Annotated in this window: 16 protein-coding genes and 1 pseudogene; 4 read left to right on the forward strand and 13 right to left on the reverse strand. The window is 38.5% G+C overall.

Annotated features, from left to right (window positions below; genetic code table 11):
• Positions 1-34: 34 nt before the first annotated feature.
• The 7 genes from BMW38_RS16150 to BMW38_RS16180 form a co-directional block, all read right to left on the reverse strand.
• Positions 35-412, reverse strand: coding sequence for a nuclear transport factor 2 family protein (locus BMW38_RS16150; protein ID WP_092709951.1), 378 nt, complete (start codon positions 410-412; stop codon positions 35-37).
• A 27-nt stretch (positions 413-439) separates the two neighbouring features.
• Positions 440-823 carry a ribonuclease E inhibitor RraB gene (locus BMW38_RS16155; protein WP_003655664.1) on the reverse strand — a complete coding sequence of 128 codons (384 nt, stop codon included), beginning with the start codon at positions 821-823 and terminating at the stop codon, positions 440-442.
• A 128-nt stretch (positions 824-951) separates the two neighbouring features.
• Positions 952-1,617 (reverse strand): RluA family pseudouridine synthase, encoded by a 666-nt coding sequence (locus tag BMW38_RS16160; protein WP_092710021.1) that lies wholly within the window; start codon positions 1,615-1,617, stop codon positions 952-954.
• Between the two features lie 111 nt (positions 1,618-1,728).
• Positions 1,729-2,430: a DUF1003 domain-containing protein gene (locus BMW38_RS16165; protein ID WP_092709953.1), complete on the reverse strand. Its 702-nt coding sequence runs from the start codon at positions 2,428-2,430 to the stop codon at positions 1,729-1,731.
• Positions 2,431-2,510: 80 nt separating this feature from the next.
• Positions 2,511-3,014: a DUF2867 domain-containing protein gene (locus BMW38_RS16170; RefSeq protein ID WP_092709957.1), complete on the reverse strand. Its 504-nt coding sequence runs from the start codon at positions 3,012-3,014 to the stop codon at positions 2,511-2,513.
• A gap of 479 nt (positions 3,015-3,493) precedes the next feature.
• The gene (locus BMW38_RS16175; protein ID WP_092709960.1) at positions 3,494-4,693 is read right to left on the reverse strand and encodes an MFS transporter; all 1,200 of its coding nucleotides are present in this window, start codon (positions 4,691-4,693) and stop codon (positions 3,494-3,496) included.
• Between the two features lie 196 nt (positions 4,694-4,889).
• Positions 4,890-5,474, reverse strand: a complete 585-nt coding sequence (locus tag BMW38_RS16180) for a TetR/AcrR family transcriptional regulator (RefSeq protein WP_092709963.1) — start codon at positions 5,472-5,474, stop codon at positions 4,890-4,892.
• 251 nt (positions 5,475-5,725) lie between these two features.
• Between BMW38_RS16180 and BMW38_RS16185 the strand changes: the two genes are divergently transcribed.
• Entirely contained in the window at positions 5,726-6,427 is a 702-nt protein-coding gene (locus BMW38_RS16185; RefSeq protein ID WP_092709966.1) for an SDR family NAD(P)-dependent oxidoreductase, read from the forward strand.
• 49 nt (positions 6,428-6,476) lie between these two features.
• Here the strand turns inward: BMW38_RS16185 and BMW38_RS16190 are convergent, their stop codons facing one another.
• From BMW38_RS16190 to BMW38_RS16200, 3 genes are read right to left on the reverse strand one after another with little or no spacing between them, the layout of a single operon-like run.
• Positions 6,477-7,364 (reverse strand): hypothetical protein, encoded by an 888-nt coding sequence (locus tag BMW38_RS16190; RefSeq protein WP_092709969.1) that lies wholly within the window; start codon positions 7,362-7,364, stop codon positions 6,477-6,479.
• 25 nt (positions 7,365-7,389) lie between these two features.
• Positions 7,390-8,484 carry a DUF2515 family protein gene (locus tag BMW38_RS16195; RefSeq protein ID WP_092709972.1) on the reverse strand — a complete coding sequence of 365 codons (1,095 nt, stop codon included), beginning with the start codon at positions 8,482-8,484 and terminating at the stop codon, positions 7,390-7,392.
• Entirely contained in the window at positions 8,477-11,290 is a 2,814-nt protein-coding gene (locus BMW38_RS16200) for a type VI secretion system Vgr family protein (RefSeq protein WP_092709975.1), read from the reverse strand. The genes BMW38_RS16195 and BMW38_RS16200 overlap by 8 nt, the downstream gene beginning before the upstream one ends.
• 263 nt (positions 11,291-11,553) lie before the next feature.
• Between BMW38_RS16200 and BMW38_RS16205 the strand changes: the two genes are divergently transcribed.
• Complete coding sequence (locus BMW38_RS16205; RefSeq protein ID WP_092709978.1) at positions 11,554-12,246, forward strand: tetratricopeptide repeat protein; 693 nt, start codon at positions 11,554-11,556, stop codon at positions 12,244-12,246.
• A gap of 119 nt (positions 12,247-12,365) precedes the next feature.
• Here the strand turns inward: BMW38_RS16205 and BMW38_RS16210 are convergent, their stop codons facing one another.
• Positions 12,366-13,595 (reverse strand): beta-ketoacyl synthase N-terminal-like domain-containing protein, encoded by a 1,230-nt coding sequence (locus tag BMW38_RS16210; protein WP_092709981.1) that lies wholly within the window; start codon positions 13,593-13,595, stop codon positions 12,366-12,368.
• A gap of 679 nt (positions 13,596-14,274) precedes the next feature.
• On the opposite strand from BMW38_RS16210, the gene BMW38_RS16220 reads away from it, so the two are divergent.
• Positions 14,275-14,559, forward strand: a complete 285-nt coding sequence (locus BMW38_RS16220) for a hypothetical protein (protein WP_092709984.1) — start codon at positions 14,275-14,277, stop codon at positions 14,557-14,559.
• Between the two features lie 104 nt (positions 14,560-14,663).
• On the opposite strand, the gene BMW38_RS16225 is transcribed toward BMW38_RS16220, so the two are convergent.
• Positions 14,664-15,083: an NUDIX hydrolase gene (locus BMW38_RS16225; RefSeq protein ID WP_092709986.1), complete on the reverse strand. Its 420-nt coding sequence runs from the start codon at positions 15,081-15,083 to the stop codon at positions 14,664-14,666.
• Between the two features lie 114 nt (positions 15,084-15,197).
• Here BMW38_RS16225 and BMW38_RS16230 point away from each other — a divergent pair, with 114 nt between their 5' ends.
• A complete protein-coding gene (locus BMW38_RS16230; RefSeq protein WP_092709990.1) occupies positions 15,198-15,542 on the forward strand; it encodes a hypothetical protein in 345 nt (114 codons plus the stop codon).
• Between the two features lie 231 nt (positions 15,543-15,773).
• Here the strand turns inward: BMW38_RS16230 and BMW38_RS16235 are convergent.
• Positions 15,774-16,275: pseudogene (locus tag BMW38_RS16235) on the reverse strand (NUDIX domain-containing protein).
• Positions 16,276-16,397 lie beyond the last annotated feature (122 nt).

Raw genomic sequence — 16,397 nt, forward strand, 5'->3', positions numbered from 1 at the left:
ATAAAAAAAGCCCGAATCATTTTCGGGCTTTTCATTAAAACATACCATTTTCATTGACGAGTGGGTTGGGCTGTACTTGGCCGATATCCCAAAACTCAGCAATTTTCCCATTTTCAAAACGACAAATGTGAACCACTGCCAAGGTTGTTAACCCGTTCATTTGCATTTCAAGTTTAGAATGCACAGCAACCAAATCACCATCTTCAATGACATGTTGAACGTCAAAGACTTTGTTTGGTGTTTCAGCCGCGCTTTCACGCATTCCTTCCTTTAAAGAAGTCGCATCACCAGCATAATAAGGGTTGTGATGCTTGAAGTTTGGAGCAGTATAATTGCTGTAGGCTTCATCGACTTCACCAGCAGCGGCAAGCTCTAAAAACCGTACAGCAATTTGTTTTTGAGATAAGTTCATGTTATCTCCTACCCGTTATTTTAGACCTTACTGCAACAGGTCATCTTCTTCATCTTCATCCTCATCAAAGACATAGGCCATGCAGCCCCATCCATCATATTCGCCCTGAAATTTTTCAGCGATGCTGGTAAACCATTGTTCCAAATCAACAATATCTGAGTACTCTGGTTCCATATTGACAAAGACCGTAATCACCCATTCATTTGGCTCAACAGAATCATCTTGAAAGAGTGAAACTTTTTGTTCTTGGTACAGTAGATAGAGTGCACATTGCTCTGCATTTTTCTGATCTTGAAAAGCAATAGAAAATTCAATTTCATGTAGATCGGTTAAATCATCCCCGTCTTCAGCCATTTGCCAAAGTACATTGCCGTTATCGTCATCTGGAAATTGTTCGTAATCACGAGTCATAATATGATCCCTTGTTGTTGTTGCCGTATTAATATTATTCGGCATTAAGAATACCCGACTTTTATTGCAGTTTGGGTATATATTCCGTTCCCAATTGCATCAAATTAATTTTTTTAATTATATAAATTCTAAAAAGGCACCTGCGATTCGATCACCACATCCGTTCCATTTAATGGATGCTGAAAAGCGAGATATGCGGCATGTAACGCCATACGGTTTAAGTGAAATTGCTTAGGTTCAGGGTGATATAACTTGTCACCCATAATCGGATGTCCAATATGCATCATGTGTACACGTAGCTGGTGCGAACGTCCTGTTACTGGTTCAAGTAATACTCGGCTTTGATTTGTTCTTTCATCATAAGTGAGCGGTTGAAATAAGGTTTTGGCGTGTTTCCCCAATTCAAAATGCACGATTTGTCTAGGTCGATTTTCCCAATCGGTAATGAGTGGAACCTCGACGCTCCCCTCTTCCGCGACTTGGCCTTGTACCAAGGCAATATAGTGCTTTTTGACTGTTCTAGCCTGAAACATTTTACTCACCGCGACTTCTGCATCACGATGCTTGGCGAACATAAGCAAACCCGAAGTCGCCATATCTAGACGATGAGTCACTTTGGCTAAAGGGAACTTTTCAAGCACCCGTAAATAGGCACTATCATGATGTTCAGGCAACCTCCCCATAACCGACAATAAGCCCGCTGGCTTATCAACCACAATCAAGTCATCATCTTCAAATAAAATTGAAAGAGGGTCTTGTGGCGGAGCATAAACAAAGTTGTCGTTTAAAGGCATGGTCGTAGAAACAGCAATGGAGCATGGCGGCAGATCATAAAGAAATTTCCAATTTACCGCAAAATATTCTATACAGCTCATCATGTTCCACGTGAAACTCAGATTCAGTTTTTACCGTTTTTTATTCATTTCAGATAAAAGATCGAGCTGAATTTCTTGAATATGTGCAAGTCTTTCCCATTGATGTGATAAAAGATGATCCATTTTTTCATGCAAATGGCGAATCTCAAGCTCAGCTTTTAAATTAATTTGATAGTCATGTTGAGCGCGTAACCGATCTTTTACCTCTTGCCGATTTTGACTCATCATAATGACAGGTGCCTGAATTGCAGCTAAACAGGACAATACCAGATTAAGCAGAATAAAAGGATAAGGATCAACAGGATGTACAACCATCACTACAGTATTTAAAATGATCCAAGCCACTAAAAACAGTCCAAAACAAGTTAAAAAGACCCAACTTCCGCCAAAAGAGGCTATTTTATCTGCTAGTTTTTCACCCAAAGTCCAATTTTGATCGAACTCTGTCTCTGTATTTCGACTAATCAGCTCATGCCGTTGCATACTGCCAATCACTTCATTTTCTAAAGTTGTTAACTCACCTTTTTCTGAACGCAATAGTGATTGCACATACTTAATACGGTAGTCCGCCAGATCAGCACGGCAAATAAAGGTTGAAAAAGACCAATCCGGATAATCTTTCAAGATTTCTTCACCAATGACATCTCGAATGACTTCACCAGAGACCAGATCTTTTAAGAGAAAACTCTTTCCACAAACGGCGCATTGGCGACACTGGTTTTTATTGTCCATTTTATTCAGCTCGCAATTATAATAATAAGGATATTATATAAACGATTTCAATGGATAACATCGTAAATAAAAATAGTACTCTAACCCAATATCTGTAAAGTGACTGGTACTATTTTTCGGTGGGCAGGAATCACTGGCACCATGTAGAGTCGTCCAAGCAAATTTTTAATATGCACTACTGTGGTTATGGTCAGTACTTGAGTCTTTTCATTCTTATAAATAGATAAAGTCACATTTAAATGTTTATCGTCATCGCCAACCACCAACTCATTTTCGGTACGCTGTAACAAGGTAAAAATTCCAATTCGGTCACCAGCTACATATTCATTTTCTTTTTTATGCGCATCAATTTGCTTAAAACTTCCTAAATCTTTAAGCCCAATCTTTGAAGTAATTTTATTACGTAAATTCATACTCCATTCTATCCATTGAGGCGTGTGATGGAACAGTTTAATAAGTTGCTGAAATACATTCAGGTCTGGTTGGCCAAGCACAATACTCCACGAATCGTGGAAGTAAGCATTGTTCAATTGAGATGAGATTTGGCTGTCATGTGGCAAGGCAGAAAGATAAGGCTTATTCATGGATTATATTCTTGTAAAGTATTGTTTTTATTATAGAGAATTTTTTAGGGTGTCAAGGGAAAACATCTATGGTTTACTTCAACAATTATAACTTTGTAAGTTAGAACCTTATGCCTATAAAATTTTGATCTATAGCGTCCTAAGCCGAATCGAGACCTTTTGGGTGAGTACACACTAACGTTATACGTTTTGGTGCATGCTACTCTTTTCGATCCCTATCACACCCTTGAGATATAGTTTAGCCAGCACCCTGCGGGATTGTTTTTCTAAGAACAGCTAATTTTCATTATTTTTGGAAATTTTTACGCCATTAAGTAAATTAAAAAGAATTTATTCCCATTTCAATATAATTAGTTAAATTTAAATTCCACTTTATTTGTATTTTACGGTTTATTTTACCAAGTCATTAACTGTTTTGGGAAAGCACATCAGAATATAAAAAATTAAATTACCCTTCAGTCATGAAGGGCAAAAATCTTTTATGAAGATATAAAACCATGCTTACGAGCATTGTAAACAGTACATAATGCGATGAGAGCAAAAACCAGCATAATCCATGGAAAAGAAGCTGCACCAAAGCTTTCAAGTAATCCACCGCCAACCATTCCACCGAATGCGATAGCAAGATTAAACATAGTGACCAACATAGACTGTGCGACATCTGCTTCATGACCCGCTGTACTTGCTAAAGCAGTCTGTAATAATGTTGGAGCGCCGCCAAAAGTTACTCCCCACAGCACAACGCCAGTTATAACTACAAAACTCGAAGAGCTGTAAGCACCTAACAGTATTGTTGCGATAGCAAATACAAATAAGCTTAAAAGCGTTATTTTTCTTAATGATCGATCGATAAACACACCTGTAATGAGAATGCCTACAATTGAAGAAATACCGAATACAAAAAGTATCGTCTCGACTTTGTATGCCTGCCCTGTCGAAGCCAAGAAAGGCGAAATATAAGTATAAAGAATGCTATGGGCTAATATCCAAAGGAATACGACTGCTAAAACAGCTCTAATGCCGGGCATTAAAAGAACTTTTAAAATGGGCAACCTTTTTTGTGCTGACTGTCCCGCAAAATCAGGAATACCAAAACGTATCCAGACAAATAAAATCAATGCCAATAAAGACATTATCCAAAATACGCCACGCCATTCAAACAGCGTTCCTAACCATGCGCCCAAAGGAACACCTATCGACAAAGCAATCGGTTGCCCAACCCCAGCAATTGCTAAAGCTCGACCTTGATACGATGCTGGGACCATGCGCCTTACATAACCCGCTAAAAGCCCCCATATAACGCCCGCCGCCATACCTGCAATGAAACGAGCAATCAAAGTTAAAATATAATCATTTGATAAGGCAGTAATCGCATTAAATAAAAGTAAACCCGCAATAGCACTGAGTAATAAGGGTCTCCGATTCCAACTACGAGTAAGACTAATCAGAGGTATTGCCGCTAAAACCGAGCCCAAGGCATACACTGCTATAAGCTGCCCTGCGTATGCCTCTGAAATATTTAGCCCTTGGCTGATTTGGGGCAAAAGCCCTGCTGGCATGGTTTCCGTCATGATGGTCAGAAAACCTGCAACAGTAAAAGCCAACAGTTTCCAAATCGGTAATTGAGCAGAGAACTCTTCACTTAACTGATGAGATGTTTCATCACTCTTAATATTCATAAAGCTTTACTCTCAAACTCTTTTTCAAAGTACTTACTCTTTTGTGCATAGTTATAGCTCGTTTTATAAAGTTAGGATGGGAAGACATTTGTTCTCCATGTAAACTAAAATCATTATTATGGAATGATCATTCCAATTTAAGTTAAATAAAAACCTTAACTATCCAGCTCTACAATAGTTAAGGTTTAAATGAGTTTTATAAAACGTTTAAAGCAATCTCCACCACATCCATTAAGCATTGCTTTCTTTGTTCAAGCGGGCTGCCTTTGCCTAAAACACGTAAACCTTGCATGGTATTTAGAAAGAAACTTGCTAATGCACGTGGGTTTTGGGTAGAAGCAATTTCACCAGATTGTTGAGCTTTAATTAATAAATTCTCTAAAGCATGCTGTATTTTCTGTAGATTACTTACAACAAATTGAGTGACATCTTCATCATGCCCAGCCAACTCTAAACAAGCATTTGCGACCAGACAGCCTTTGTGTTCTGCATCATTTAGCTCATCTTCGACCACATTCATAAGTAATTGCCGAATAAGTGCTTTCGGAGAATCTGAGCCAGACAGCAACTTCACATTATTAAGTGTAGTTAAAAGTTCATAGCGTTGTAATGCTTTTTGATAAAGCCCCTGTTTACTCTGAAAGGTACTGTAAAGGCTACTTCGAGATAATCCCGTACCTTCAACCAAATCTTGAACCGAAGTCGCTGCATATCCATGGCGCCAAAAAACATGCATGGCTGCATCAGCAATTTCATCAGTTTCAAATTCTTTTGTTCGCATAAGCAGACTTAACAGGAACGATCGTTCCAATTAATTTATGATATGAAGATAAATAAGTCAAATTAAAAATTATTTCATCAATCGTTGTCCCATCTGGATCATTCAAACCAAACTTACTCATTACTGCTTTTAAGATTTTTTGTTTTGCTCTTTTCAGTATTATTTTTATAGATAACTTTTTCGCTTGAATACATTATAAAAACATATTATAAACTATTTCTAACCAAATAATTGGTTTTTGGAACTTTATAATGAACAACAATATTATAATCTTTGGTTATGGAACAGGTATTTCCAAAGCCGTAGCACATAAATTTGGTAAAGAAGGCTATAAAATCGGGTTAGTGGCACGAAATGCCGAAAAACTCGAAAAGGCCATTTTAGAACTTAAAACACATGGTATTGAAGCTTACGCTTTTACATGTGATTTAGCCGTTCTTGAAAACATACCAAATCTTATTAAATGCATTAAAGATCAATTAGGAGAGATTAAAAATATTCATTGGAATGCTTCCCATGATATTGAAGGCAACATATTAGAAACCCCTCCACTGGAGCTCACCAAAAGCTTTCATATTCGCGTTTCGAGCTATATTACTACGGTACAAGCTTGCCTACGTGATTTAGAAAAAAATCATGGCAGCATTTTATCGACAAATGGAATTTTCGCATTCGATGCGGTCGGAATAGATTTAGTTGCCAAAGAATATTCATCATTAGCAATTACTGCTGCCGCCCAATATAAAACCACCAACTTACTTGCTCATAGTCTAGCTGACTCAAATGTTTACGTGAGCCAAGTCATTGTGAATGGCTTTGTTGATGGGACATCAGGCGCTCAAGATAAAACGTACACAGTACATCCCGAAACCATTGCAGAGCAGTTCTGGTACTTACACCAACGTAAACAAGAAACCGTTTCTCTTTGTGGAGAAGCAATTCAAGCGGCTTAAAATTATTTCTTATGACCGAAGAAGCGTAATAAATTACGCTTCTTACAGTTTATTGCACATAAGGCCAAATATCTGGGTCTATATAGCTTTCATCTATATGGTAACCCTCTTTTTTCATATTATTTTCTTCAGTTTTACGGGCTTTCTTATTATTGGCAACTTCAGTTTCAAATGCTTGCTTTAACTGCTCTGAATTCATCTTATCTGTATCAGAGATAGCATTTCGCCCTGCATATTTAAAGTTTTCAAAGCTGTACCTCACCATATACTGTTCTTTTTTATCATCTTTATAAGTCTGTCGAAGACTAATACCCAACTCCACATCCCCATTATACAAATTAAATACCAACCTATTTGTTTTCAAAAGAACAGCCTGCCATTCTTTAAAACTTAAGATATAAGTTGGATCTATAACCTCACCCATAGTTTCAGTCATATGCTTTAGATTATCTTGTTTATCAATTCGAGCACTAAAAGGTAAAAAATACTGCTTCCATTGTTTGTCATTAATCTGATGCACTAATTTAGTATAAGCAGTATAGGCTTCTTGACTCGTGGTATATTCATTTGGATGCAAGCTAGCATTAATGTCCATGATTTGAATACCATCATTGCTTCGTCGAGCTACTTGTGTACCTAGCACACTGATTACATTTTCAATTTCTAAATTACTCTTTTCACTAAATACACGTACTCGACCTAGTTTTGGTGGAGTCCAATCTAATGATAAAAAATTCATCCCTGCAGGCTGACGATCAACTGGTGTAGTACTATTTTTACTAAAATCTTGCATGCCTTGTTCACCAAAATGAAGGGCTATTACATCTTGATTTTGGTTCATCGACTTATTTCCTTGGGTAGTATTATTTGCAGGCTTACAAGAAGTTAAAAAGATGCATGTAATAATGCAGATAAATAAAGATAAATAGTTTTTCATAATAAGTTTCCAGCCTTATCTAGCATCACACCTTCCCTTCATTACTACTTGAATGTATTTTAAAATCGGCTTTGCTATTTCCCCATTTAGAAATGGTTTTCAATTCTTGTTGTAAAAATGGCCGACCTTTTTCATCAAGCATTAAACGGTGATATTTTTCAGCTGCCTTACCAATCCATTTCATACGACTATCATAATCTTCAGCAATCGTATGCTTGAGAGGAGCAATGTAAACATCCTCTTTTAGCTCTACTAATTGATCAGCTTTACTACCTGTATAATTACCAAACCAATTCTTTTTTACCGCGTCTACACTATAATCACTTGATAGAACAAGTGTGGCATCTGGCATACCTATAAACCAACGTTGCATCCACGCACCAAATTTAACTGATGTATTTTCCCAAACAACAACTTGAAGAATATTATGTTGTTCCTGTACCGCAATAGCCATCAAATGATCGAATAGATTTTGACTAGCTTTTCTATATTTACTTTTCTCATCACCTCCATTCAAAAAAGCTTTCTCAATGGCAGGTAATAGAGTAAAAGCATCATTAATTTCTTTCGTCACCTTTAAATTTTTAATACTAGGTAAACACGATGACCATGGCAAATTCATTAATGCTGGCTTAACAAATTTGAATGTACTAGTATCTCGCGTACCTTTACAACTCTTAAAAGATTCTGAAGATGCACTCCAAGCTAAATGCCAAGGAGCAATATCCATAAACAACCACAAATTGCCACGAGCAAAAAGATTTATAGCCTCTTGTACACCGACATTATAGCCAAGCAGGCTCCCCCAATGCTTGAATATAGTTGCAACCGTTTTTGAGGCAAAAGCTCCCAACCCCATCCAATAATATCGTCCTAAAAGATTTTTATTTCCGCCGTGCTCTATTTCTAAAAATATTTTGGCATAAACGGAGGCGATTCTTCTCGCTCTCGCCTCATATCCTGGCTCAAGTTTATAGTTATTCGCTTTTTGTAAGTTAGATAATCTTTTGATCGCTTCTTGCTGATATATTTCCCAAAATGTCAAACAATCACAGTGAGCATCCTTACAACTATGTTCACTTATGTTCGTTTTACTGTTCCAATCTAAACTGTTAGACATTTTTACTTCCTTGCGCTGGATCTACCCAAACTTCGGCTTCATCTACTGTTTCTAGCTCCAACCATAACAAATCGAGCTTAAGCCCCTGTTCTTTAGGGCTATGTATTTCTTTGGTTTGCCCTTTCTTATCTGCGTTAGCAAAAATTTCTTTACCTTCAGAAGATATCTTGTAATCAACAAATGAAAGTGGTTCACCTGAAGGCAATAGCATCTTGAATCTCTCATTATAGGTTTCATAAGCGGGTAAACCTTGAAGGTTCATACCTACTTCAGCCCCTCCTTTAAACAAATGCTGCCCAGCCTTCACCTCAAACTTACCGCCTGTGGTCATAAAAATACCCGACCCAGTAATTTTGACTTGAGAGCCGCCTGCGGTGAGTACAATTTCTTTGGCTGCTGTCGCTTCGATTTTGTCTTCTGCTGAAATAATCTGAACAGCTTTACGAGCAATTAAATCTGCTCCGTCGCCTTGCGCTTGTATCTCGACTTTGCCTTTGCCTGCATAGAGTCTTGCCCCTTCTTGCGCCGCAAAAAGGCTGATTTTATTTTGGGCATGTGCAATCAAGTTCTTTTGGGTAGACAGATTTATGCTGTCCCCAGCAGTTTGGTTTATCTGGCCATCTGCGCTTAAGTGAATGTCTTCATTACTGCTCAGCGCGATGCTATTTGGGCTCGCCAGCAGCATAATCGCCTCTTTAAACGTTTTGGCTTTTGCATTGTCTTGCTGCTCAAGTTTTTCAATAAAGGATTTTAGGTTTTCTAAATTTTCTAACGGGTCGGTTTGCTGATTTTTGGCAACTTCACTAAGTGCCTTGGCATTGTTAAGGCCACCGTCGATTTGTTGTTTCGCCTCGTTTGCATCAAGGTGTACGCCTTGAGCTTGATCCTGTTTATGGGTACTAACGAGTAAACCACTGCCAGCTCGAACTGCCCCCCACTGGTCTGTTCTGAGTTCGAAACCTTCACCTCGACCATCACTTTCCGCTTTGTCTTTTGGATGGCTTAAGTTACCCAAGTTTAGCTGACTGGCCGCATGGCTACTTTGTAGCTGGGCACTGATCTGGCCTGTGGTGTCATCAAAACGGAGTTGGTTAAAACCCTTACCATCGACTTCTTCGGAGCGAATGCCGCTCAGTTTTTTAGTGTCAGGTAGTTGGCCTTTCTGGTCGAACTGCGTTGGGTAGCGTTCAGCTTCATGAATACGGCCCACCACAAATGGTCGATCAATGTTGCCGTCAAAGAAGTCGATCACTACGATCTCGCCCACTCGTGGCAAGAAGCGTGCGCCATAACCCGCACCCGCCCACGGGGTGAGTACATCGACCCAAGCCGAGTCGGTATCATTGTCGTTACTTCCCGCTCCACCGTCATGGCTATGATCATCAGTTCGAGTAAACAGGAAGCGGACTTTAATACGTCCCCACTGGTCAACATGAATGCTTTCGCCCTCTAACCCAACCACTCTAGCGCGCTGCGGGTAAGCAGCTGGTCGGTGTTCTAGCGGGCTATACTCAGGCACAGCTTTAATGTTACGTCGAACGACATTTAGCTCAGCAAAGTGGCGTTGCTCAAGGTTTTGGCCGTCGAGTTGGGCTGCCTTGAGCTTATCTTTTGGTAATAGGCGCTCAAGTTGCTGTTGTAACTCTTTCGGTAAATTATTCTGGTTATAGTAGTGCTTGCTTAAGATTAAAAACTCTTTATCGGCACTATCATGGCGCTCAAGTTCAGGGTGGTCATTGAGTTCAAACCAATAACCCACCTGAGCATCACGGACGTTACCAGAAACCGTAAACTGTTTAGAGCTCAGGTGATGGTAAGCATTGATATGCTGGTTAAGTTGTTCAATCTGGCTATTGCCTGAAGCGGTGGCTTGGTCTTCACCGTTTAAGTCCTGCATCCAAGCGGGGCTGACGTGCCATGCATCTTCAAGGTTTAAGCTCGCATTGTCATAGTGTTCGCTGTGCTTTTGTGTGCCTTGTACGCTGCCACTGCCTTCTTCTTGTTGCAAAGCATCGGCTTGCCAGCGCTGCACATGAACCGAGGTTGGCTGTAAGCGGCGCTCAGCTTTAACTTGGGTAATGGTATCGAACTGTTCTGTGGCACTGCTGCGTTGGTAACGTAGGCTACGGCGTTCAAGGGCCTGATAATTTTGGTTATCGTCAATTAAACGTAACACTTGTGGCTGAATGGACGCATTCGGGTCAGCGATCAAAAGCTGAGATTCATCCACTAACCAGTTAATGCCTTCACTACGCCATAAACGGGTTAAAAAGTCATAATCGCTTTCGTTTGATTGCATCACAAATGGACGCACATCGTAGTCTTTAGTTAAGCCTGCCGTGTCGAGCGTTAAGCTTGAGGCAAATAGCGGGCTTTTGCCTTGCCATTCTTTAAACAGAATTTCGCTAATATCCCGCACGCTTTTGTTCATAAACACACGGCTATTACGGCGTTTATGCCAAAGTGCAGTTGGGTCTTTTAAGGTGAGATTATAAATGGTGAGTGAGCCGTCGCTTTGCCCTTGGCTCGCTTCGGTAATAATACCTGTCGTTCTAAAGAACTGGCCCATGTCAGTCACCTGATCGACGGCAACCTGACAGCCAATAAATTGTTTTAATGCAATATGCGCGTTTGTCGACAGACACAGTAACTCAGCAACGCTGCCTTGGTTGAGCGTATGCTCGCCTTCAACACGTTGTAAGAAGACTTGCTGATTTAAAGACTGATTTGAGAATTGGATATGAACGGCACGATTTTGTGAAACAAGGCCTAAACGCTCCAATATACTCGACACACTCATCTGCATTTTTATTATCAATCAAACTTATATTTAGGCCGCATTTTAATTAAAAAAAGACTAATCTGTCTATCTATACTCATTTTCAAAATGTAACTAGTCTAAATATGCTGTTTTAGGTTAATTTGTTATTCAATAGGTATTTAATCCGTAAAATCAGATCATTTTAAAGCGCTATAAATCACCAAGATGCATTTAATATTTTTTCTTTGTATTCAAATAGATATCAAAGGAAAAATAAATATTCAAATTAATAAAATTCAGGATGAGATATGAAAATAAAAAAGTCTGCTTTTTATATATTTACGGTGATTTTCTCACTTCATTCTTCAGCATTTGCTGAACCGAGTGTGGCCGATATTCAATATCGTGCAGAACAAGGGCAACCCGTTGCTCAATATCATTTGGGCATGATGCTTTTAAGCGGTGAACAAGGCGTTGTTAAAAATTATGAGCAAGCTTTTAAATGGCTAACTGCGGCTGATCAAAATGGAAGCGTGGGCGCAAAATATAGTTTAGGTATGATGTATTACACAGGCACAGGCGTCGAAAAAGATGCCAAGCGCGCTTTTGATTATTTTACTAAGGCTGCGGCTAAGGGTCATGCTAAAGCGCAATATAACTTAGGGGTGTTATACGACAAGGGTGAAGGAACTGCGCAAAATTATGGAAAAGCGTTTGAATGGTTTAGTCGTGCTGCCGAGCAAGGCTATCCACCCGCAGAATATAATTTAGCTCAGCTCTATAAAAAAGGTCACGGCGTCACCCAAAGTGATGAGCAAGCGCTTAAGTGGTATACCAAAGCCGCCGAGCACAATGAGAGCGATGCCCAGTACAACTTGGCCCAGATGTATTTAAATGGTGAAGGGACGCCGAAAAACCTACAACTGGCAAAGAAATGGTTTCAGCAAGCTGCCAATGCAGGAGACGTAGATGCTAAAGAAATGCTTAAAAATTTAGAATAAAAGTAATCATCTCTATCATATTTTTATTAATAAATTTTTGTATTTCCATCACTTATAAAATTGTATGTATGACCTATTTTATTCTTTTTATAAGGTCCACATATATTTTTGACCTTAAATTACCCTTCCCATTTTCTAAAAACGAGACAGGTATTTACCCCACCAAAACCAAAGCTATTACTCATGACTGTTTTCAGTTCGGTTTCTCGGCTCTCTTGAACAATATCGAAATTTTTAGCTTCTTCTCGCAGTTCGGTAATGTTAATACTCGGTGCGATAAAGTTATTTTGTAGCATTAAAATAGAATAAATAGCCTCATGTACGCCTGCTGCTCCTAAACTATGCCCAGTCATTGACTTGGTTGAACTCAGTGGCGGTACTTTTTCGCTGCCAAACGCTCTTTCTATGGCCAATAGTTCTGGAATGTCTCCTGCTGGCGTTGAAGTACCATGCGTATTTATATAATCAATCGTTTCAGAGCCGTTTTGCTTAGCTTCTTCTAATGCCAGTTTAATACACCGTGTTGCCCCTTCACCACTTGGTGCAACCATATCGGCACCGTCGCTATTGGCAGCATAGGCAACCACTTCTGCCAAAATTTTTGCTCCGCGCTTTTGAGCATGACTTAAAGATTCCAAAACCACCATGCCACCTCCGCCAGCGATTACAAAGCCATCGTTATCTTTTGAATATGGTCGGGAAGCTGTTTCAGGCGCATCGTTATATTTAGAGCATAAGGCGCCCATCGCATCGAATATTGCTGTTTGAGACCAATGGTCTTCTTCGCCACCGCCTGCCAACATGAGGTCTTGTTTGCCAGAAGCAATGAGGTGAAATGCATATCCAATTGCATCTGCCGAAGTTGCACATGCACTGGCAATTGATTGAGAAATACCTTTTAGATTGAAAGCATTTGAAAGGTTAGAACTAATGGTATTTGTAAGATAACGTGAAGCTAAATAAGGAGATACATCGCCTGCCCCTTGGTCTTTTAAGGTGTAAAGCATCTCAACAATTGAAGCTGTCGAAGATCCCCCTGTTCCCCCAATAATTCCATATTTAGCGTTATTGGCAATATCACTCACATTGAGCTGGGCATGTCGCACGGCATCAACCGCCGAGTTATATGCATACATGGCACAAACGCCCATGTGTTTTTTTAACTCTGGATCAATATTTTCAAAATTCATTTCTGCCGTAGCACTGACGCGACTTCGAAAATTTAAGTTGGCATAAATATCGTTATAGCGAATGCCTGAGCGGCCTGCTTTTAAGGAATCAGTGACTTCTTCTAATGTATTTCCGATACAAGAATTTATTCCCATACCCGTGATTACAACACGTTCCATTTTTATCTCGATAAAAATAATGAAAATAAATCTTATCAGCCAAGTTCTTTTTTAGAACTGGCAAAATATGTCTATATTTATTATTTTTTCTAATCAAATATAAATAAAAAGTTAATAATAATATTTTTATTTTAAAATATATTTAGTTTTATTATTAAATCAAAAATATTTTAAATATTAAATTGACGTAATTAAAATCACCGATTATTATCTCGTTGCTGGCCTACATTGCCAGACGGTTTTGACAGACCGTAACTCGTAGCGGATTATAGTTCTACTATAATTCGTTAGACCCTTGCGTCCCCTTTTCTTTGCGGTAGGACGGGAGGGGGACGCCCCGTGCGTGCTGGTTCTACGAGTCCAGTCTGTCAACCCCCTTTCGTTCTACCACCATAAATTAATTCGCGGTAATCTGGTGGTAGGACTCCATAATTTTAAGGAGTTGACCATGACACTTTTCAAACTTATTCCCTCTCTAATTTAACTATTTTATTTATTTAAAATCTGGGTTTTCTGTACCCTATCTTTTTAAATTTATAAATTATTTTTATTTTAAAAATTTAATTATTTTATTTTCCTGTGTTTATGGGAGGATTAATTATTACCTAAAAATTATTTTAAACTTTAAACCAATTATATTTTTATTCTACTCATAGATATAAATCATTATGAGAATAACATGACAATTTATAAACCTATTTTGGCTTTAAGTTTCGTTCTAGGCAGCTTGAGTATTTCGGGCTGTAACTTACACACCCAACAGGATTTTGAAAAAATTTGCCTGTCGGGTGGACACAGCAAAACCAGTTGTGAATGTATTTACCAGCGACTTGAACAAGCTTACTCACCTAAGCTGATGCAGCGCCTAGAACATGTCAGTTTGCAAAGTCCTGTTCTCCCACGGGACTTTGCCCCTACTTTTTTCAGCGTCATGCAGCAGTGTGACAAAAGTAGTATGGGCTAAGCGTTTGGCTTAGCTCCCTTTATCTCTGTGCTGCAATGGTTTATTACTTTAAATCAGCGCAAAAGATTAAAGCCTGTTGTGGCACAGAGGCCTAAGTTGTTTGGTTAGTTGAGCTTGTATTTAGATTTAATAAATTCAAATAATTCTTTAAAAAGAGGGTGCCATTCTTCTGTTGGAGGACTTAAAAAAGAGTGCCAGAAAAAATCGAAAGTTAATCCATTATCGTCTTCACAAAAATGTGACCATCCATCTTTTAAAGCCTCATGTGTACTACACACAAAAACATGCCAGTCAGGCCCTGCCTCTGAAGGAATATGTTTACCTAGATATGAATGGATTTGAGCATTCTTTATTCCAGATTCTTCATAAAGCTCACGCAAAGCGGCATGTTCTAACTTTTCTTGATGTTCCACTGTACCTTTAACGATTTGAATTCCTGCTAACGGATGTCTAAATACTAAAATTTCCAAGTTATTATTACTTTCCCTGAATATCACGGGGACCACTTTTTCTATTAAAGTCATGATTATTTTCTTCTTTAAATTTAGGTAGATATTTAAAAATTAGTAAAATTACATCAACTTTATAACCCATCAAGTTATTCTGTGCTTACATTAAATTTTTAAACATTTACTAGAATGAACTATACATGGAATGAATTTGAGCAAAGACTCATTACCTATAGAGATGTAACTATTGACCTTGCAAGAATTTTAGATACGTATGAGCTTCAAATAAAAGAACTTCTTCAAAAAATTCAATCATTAAATTATGAAGATTCTCTACCTATATTTAATCAGTTATATGAAATACAGGCTCATTTAGCTACTGCCAAGTTTCGCTATGACCTCGACTTAAACGAAGCTTTAGATATATTCGTTTATCATTTCGATAGAGATGACAAAGAACTTATAAGCCAATATTGGTATCAAAAACTCAAGCAAAACAAGGAAATCCTTTGGCCTTTACCTGAAGATGAATAGTTGCTTGTACGTTTTAACCTACAAACATTTAGGGATTTTGCGGATTGGCGACACCCTACTTTTTACCTATGATGAGTTCATACAGGAACAGGATGTTCCGGAACATAAAACTACAATAATAGGTTCATGCACTAGGAGCGTGAGATACGACAGGAGTCATATCTAGCAACCAAATACGAAAAAGCTCGACAGGATGTCGGGCTTTTTTTATATCTGAATATTGATAAAATTTTAGAGTTTAAAAATCTCAGGCAAGCTATCTACAAGAATATTAGGAATGTTATTTGGATAAACAATCTCGTCTGTTTGGCTCAGTTCATCAAATGTCCACCAACGACTTTTGCTAATCACAAGCTTTTCATGTTCTGACCAGTTTGCTGCACTCACTTCTTCATTTTTAATAAAAACAATAAAAAGCCTTTCATCAGAAATTACAACTTCTGCACTTGGTAGCATCATTTCAAAATTTCGTGTTCCGACATGAGTGCCCACCTCGCTTCTTACTACACCTAACTCTTCATAAAGCTCTCGACAAGCTGCTTGCTCGAAGGTTTCCCCTTCTTCAAGCCCTCCACCGACAGTTGCCCAATGTGATTGACCAGCCAAAGCATCATTTGTATGAGTAAATTGAAATAATAAAATTTGATGATTTTCATTAATCACTAATAGTCGTGAAGATTTTCTAATACGCATTTGATTTTTTTCTTAAAGTAACAAGGTGGCTATTATTCATATTCACTTTGAAAAGTTAAATTATTTCTCACTGTACGTTTTAGCCTACACGCTTTTAGGGATTTTGCGGATTGGCGACACCCTGCTTTTTTCCTAATATGAACTCATACAGGAACAGGATGT

It is taken from the genome of Acinetobacter sp. yr461, from assembly GCF_900110445.1.
Lineage (GTDB): Bacteria > Pseudomonadota > Gammaproteobacteria > Pseudomonadales > Moraxellaceae > Acinetobacter > Acinetobacter calcoaceticus.

Coding starts and splice junctions, on each gene's coding strand:
- BMW38_RS16200 (WP_092709975.1), bottom strand. CDS start 11,290: ATGCAGATGAGTGTGTCGAGTATATTGGAGCGTTTAGGCCTTGTTTCA.
- BMW38_RS16195 (WP_092709972.1), bottom strand. CDS start 8,484: ATGTCTAACAGTTTAGATTGGAACAGTAAAACGAACATAAGTGAACAT.
- BMW38_RS16220 (WP_092709984.1), top strand. CDS start 14,275: ATGACAATTTATAAACCTATTTTGGCTTTAAGTTTCGTTCTAGGCAGC.
- BMW38_RS16185 (WP_092709966.1), top strand. CDS start 5,726: ATGAACAACAATATTATAATCTTTGGTTATGGAACAGGTATTTCCAAA.
- BMW38_RS16180 (WP_092709963.1), bottom strand. CDS start 5,474: ATGCGAACAAAAGAATTTGAAACTGATGAAATTGCTGATGCAGCCATG.
- BMW38_RS16210 (WP_092709981.1), bottom strand. CDS start 13,595: ATGGAACGTGTTGTAATCACGGGTATGGGAATAAATTCTTGTATCGGA.
- BMW38_RS16205 (WP_092709978.1), top strand. CDS start 11,554: ATGAAAATAAAAAAGTCTGCTTTTTATATATTTACGGTGATTTTCTCA.
- BMW38_RS16155 (WP_003655664.1), bottom strand. CDS start 823: ATGACTCGTGATTACGAACAATTTCCAGATGACGATAACGGCAATGTA.
- BMW38_RS16175 (WP_092709960.1), bottom strand. CDS start 4,693: ATGAATATTAAGAGTGATGAAACATCTCATCAGTTAAGTGAAGAGTTC.
- BMW38_RS16165 (WP_092709953.1), bottom strand. CDS start 2,430: ATGGACAATAAAAACCAGTGTCGCCAATGCGCCGTTTGTGGAAAGAGT.
- BMW38_RS16150 (WP_092709951.1), bottom strand. CDS start 412: ATGAACTTATCTCAAAAACAAATTGCTGTACGGTTTTTAGAGCTTGCC.
- BMW38_RS16225 (WP_092709986.1), bottom strand. CDS start 15,083: ATGACTTTAATAGAAAAAGTGGTCCCCGTGATATTCAGGGAAAGTAAT.
- BMW38_RS16170 (WP_092709957.1), bottom strand. CDS start 3,014: ATGAATAAGCCTTATCTTTCTGCCTTGCCACATGACAGCCAAATCTCA.
- BMW38_RS16160 (WP_092710021.1), bottom strand. CDS start 1,617: ATGCCTTTAAACGACAACTTTGTTTATGCTCCGCCACAAGACCCTCTT.
- BMW38_RS16230 (WP_092709990.1), top strand. CDS start 15,198: ATGAACTATACATGGAATGAATTTGAGCAAAGACTCATTACCTATAGA.
- BMW38_RS16190 (WP_092709969.1), bottom strand. CDS start 7,364: ATGAAAAACTATTTATCTTTATTTATCTGCATTATTACATGCATCTTT.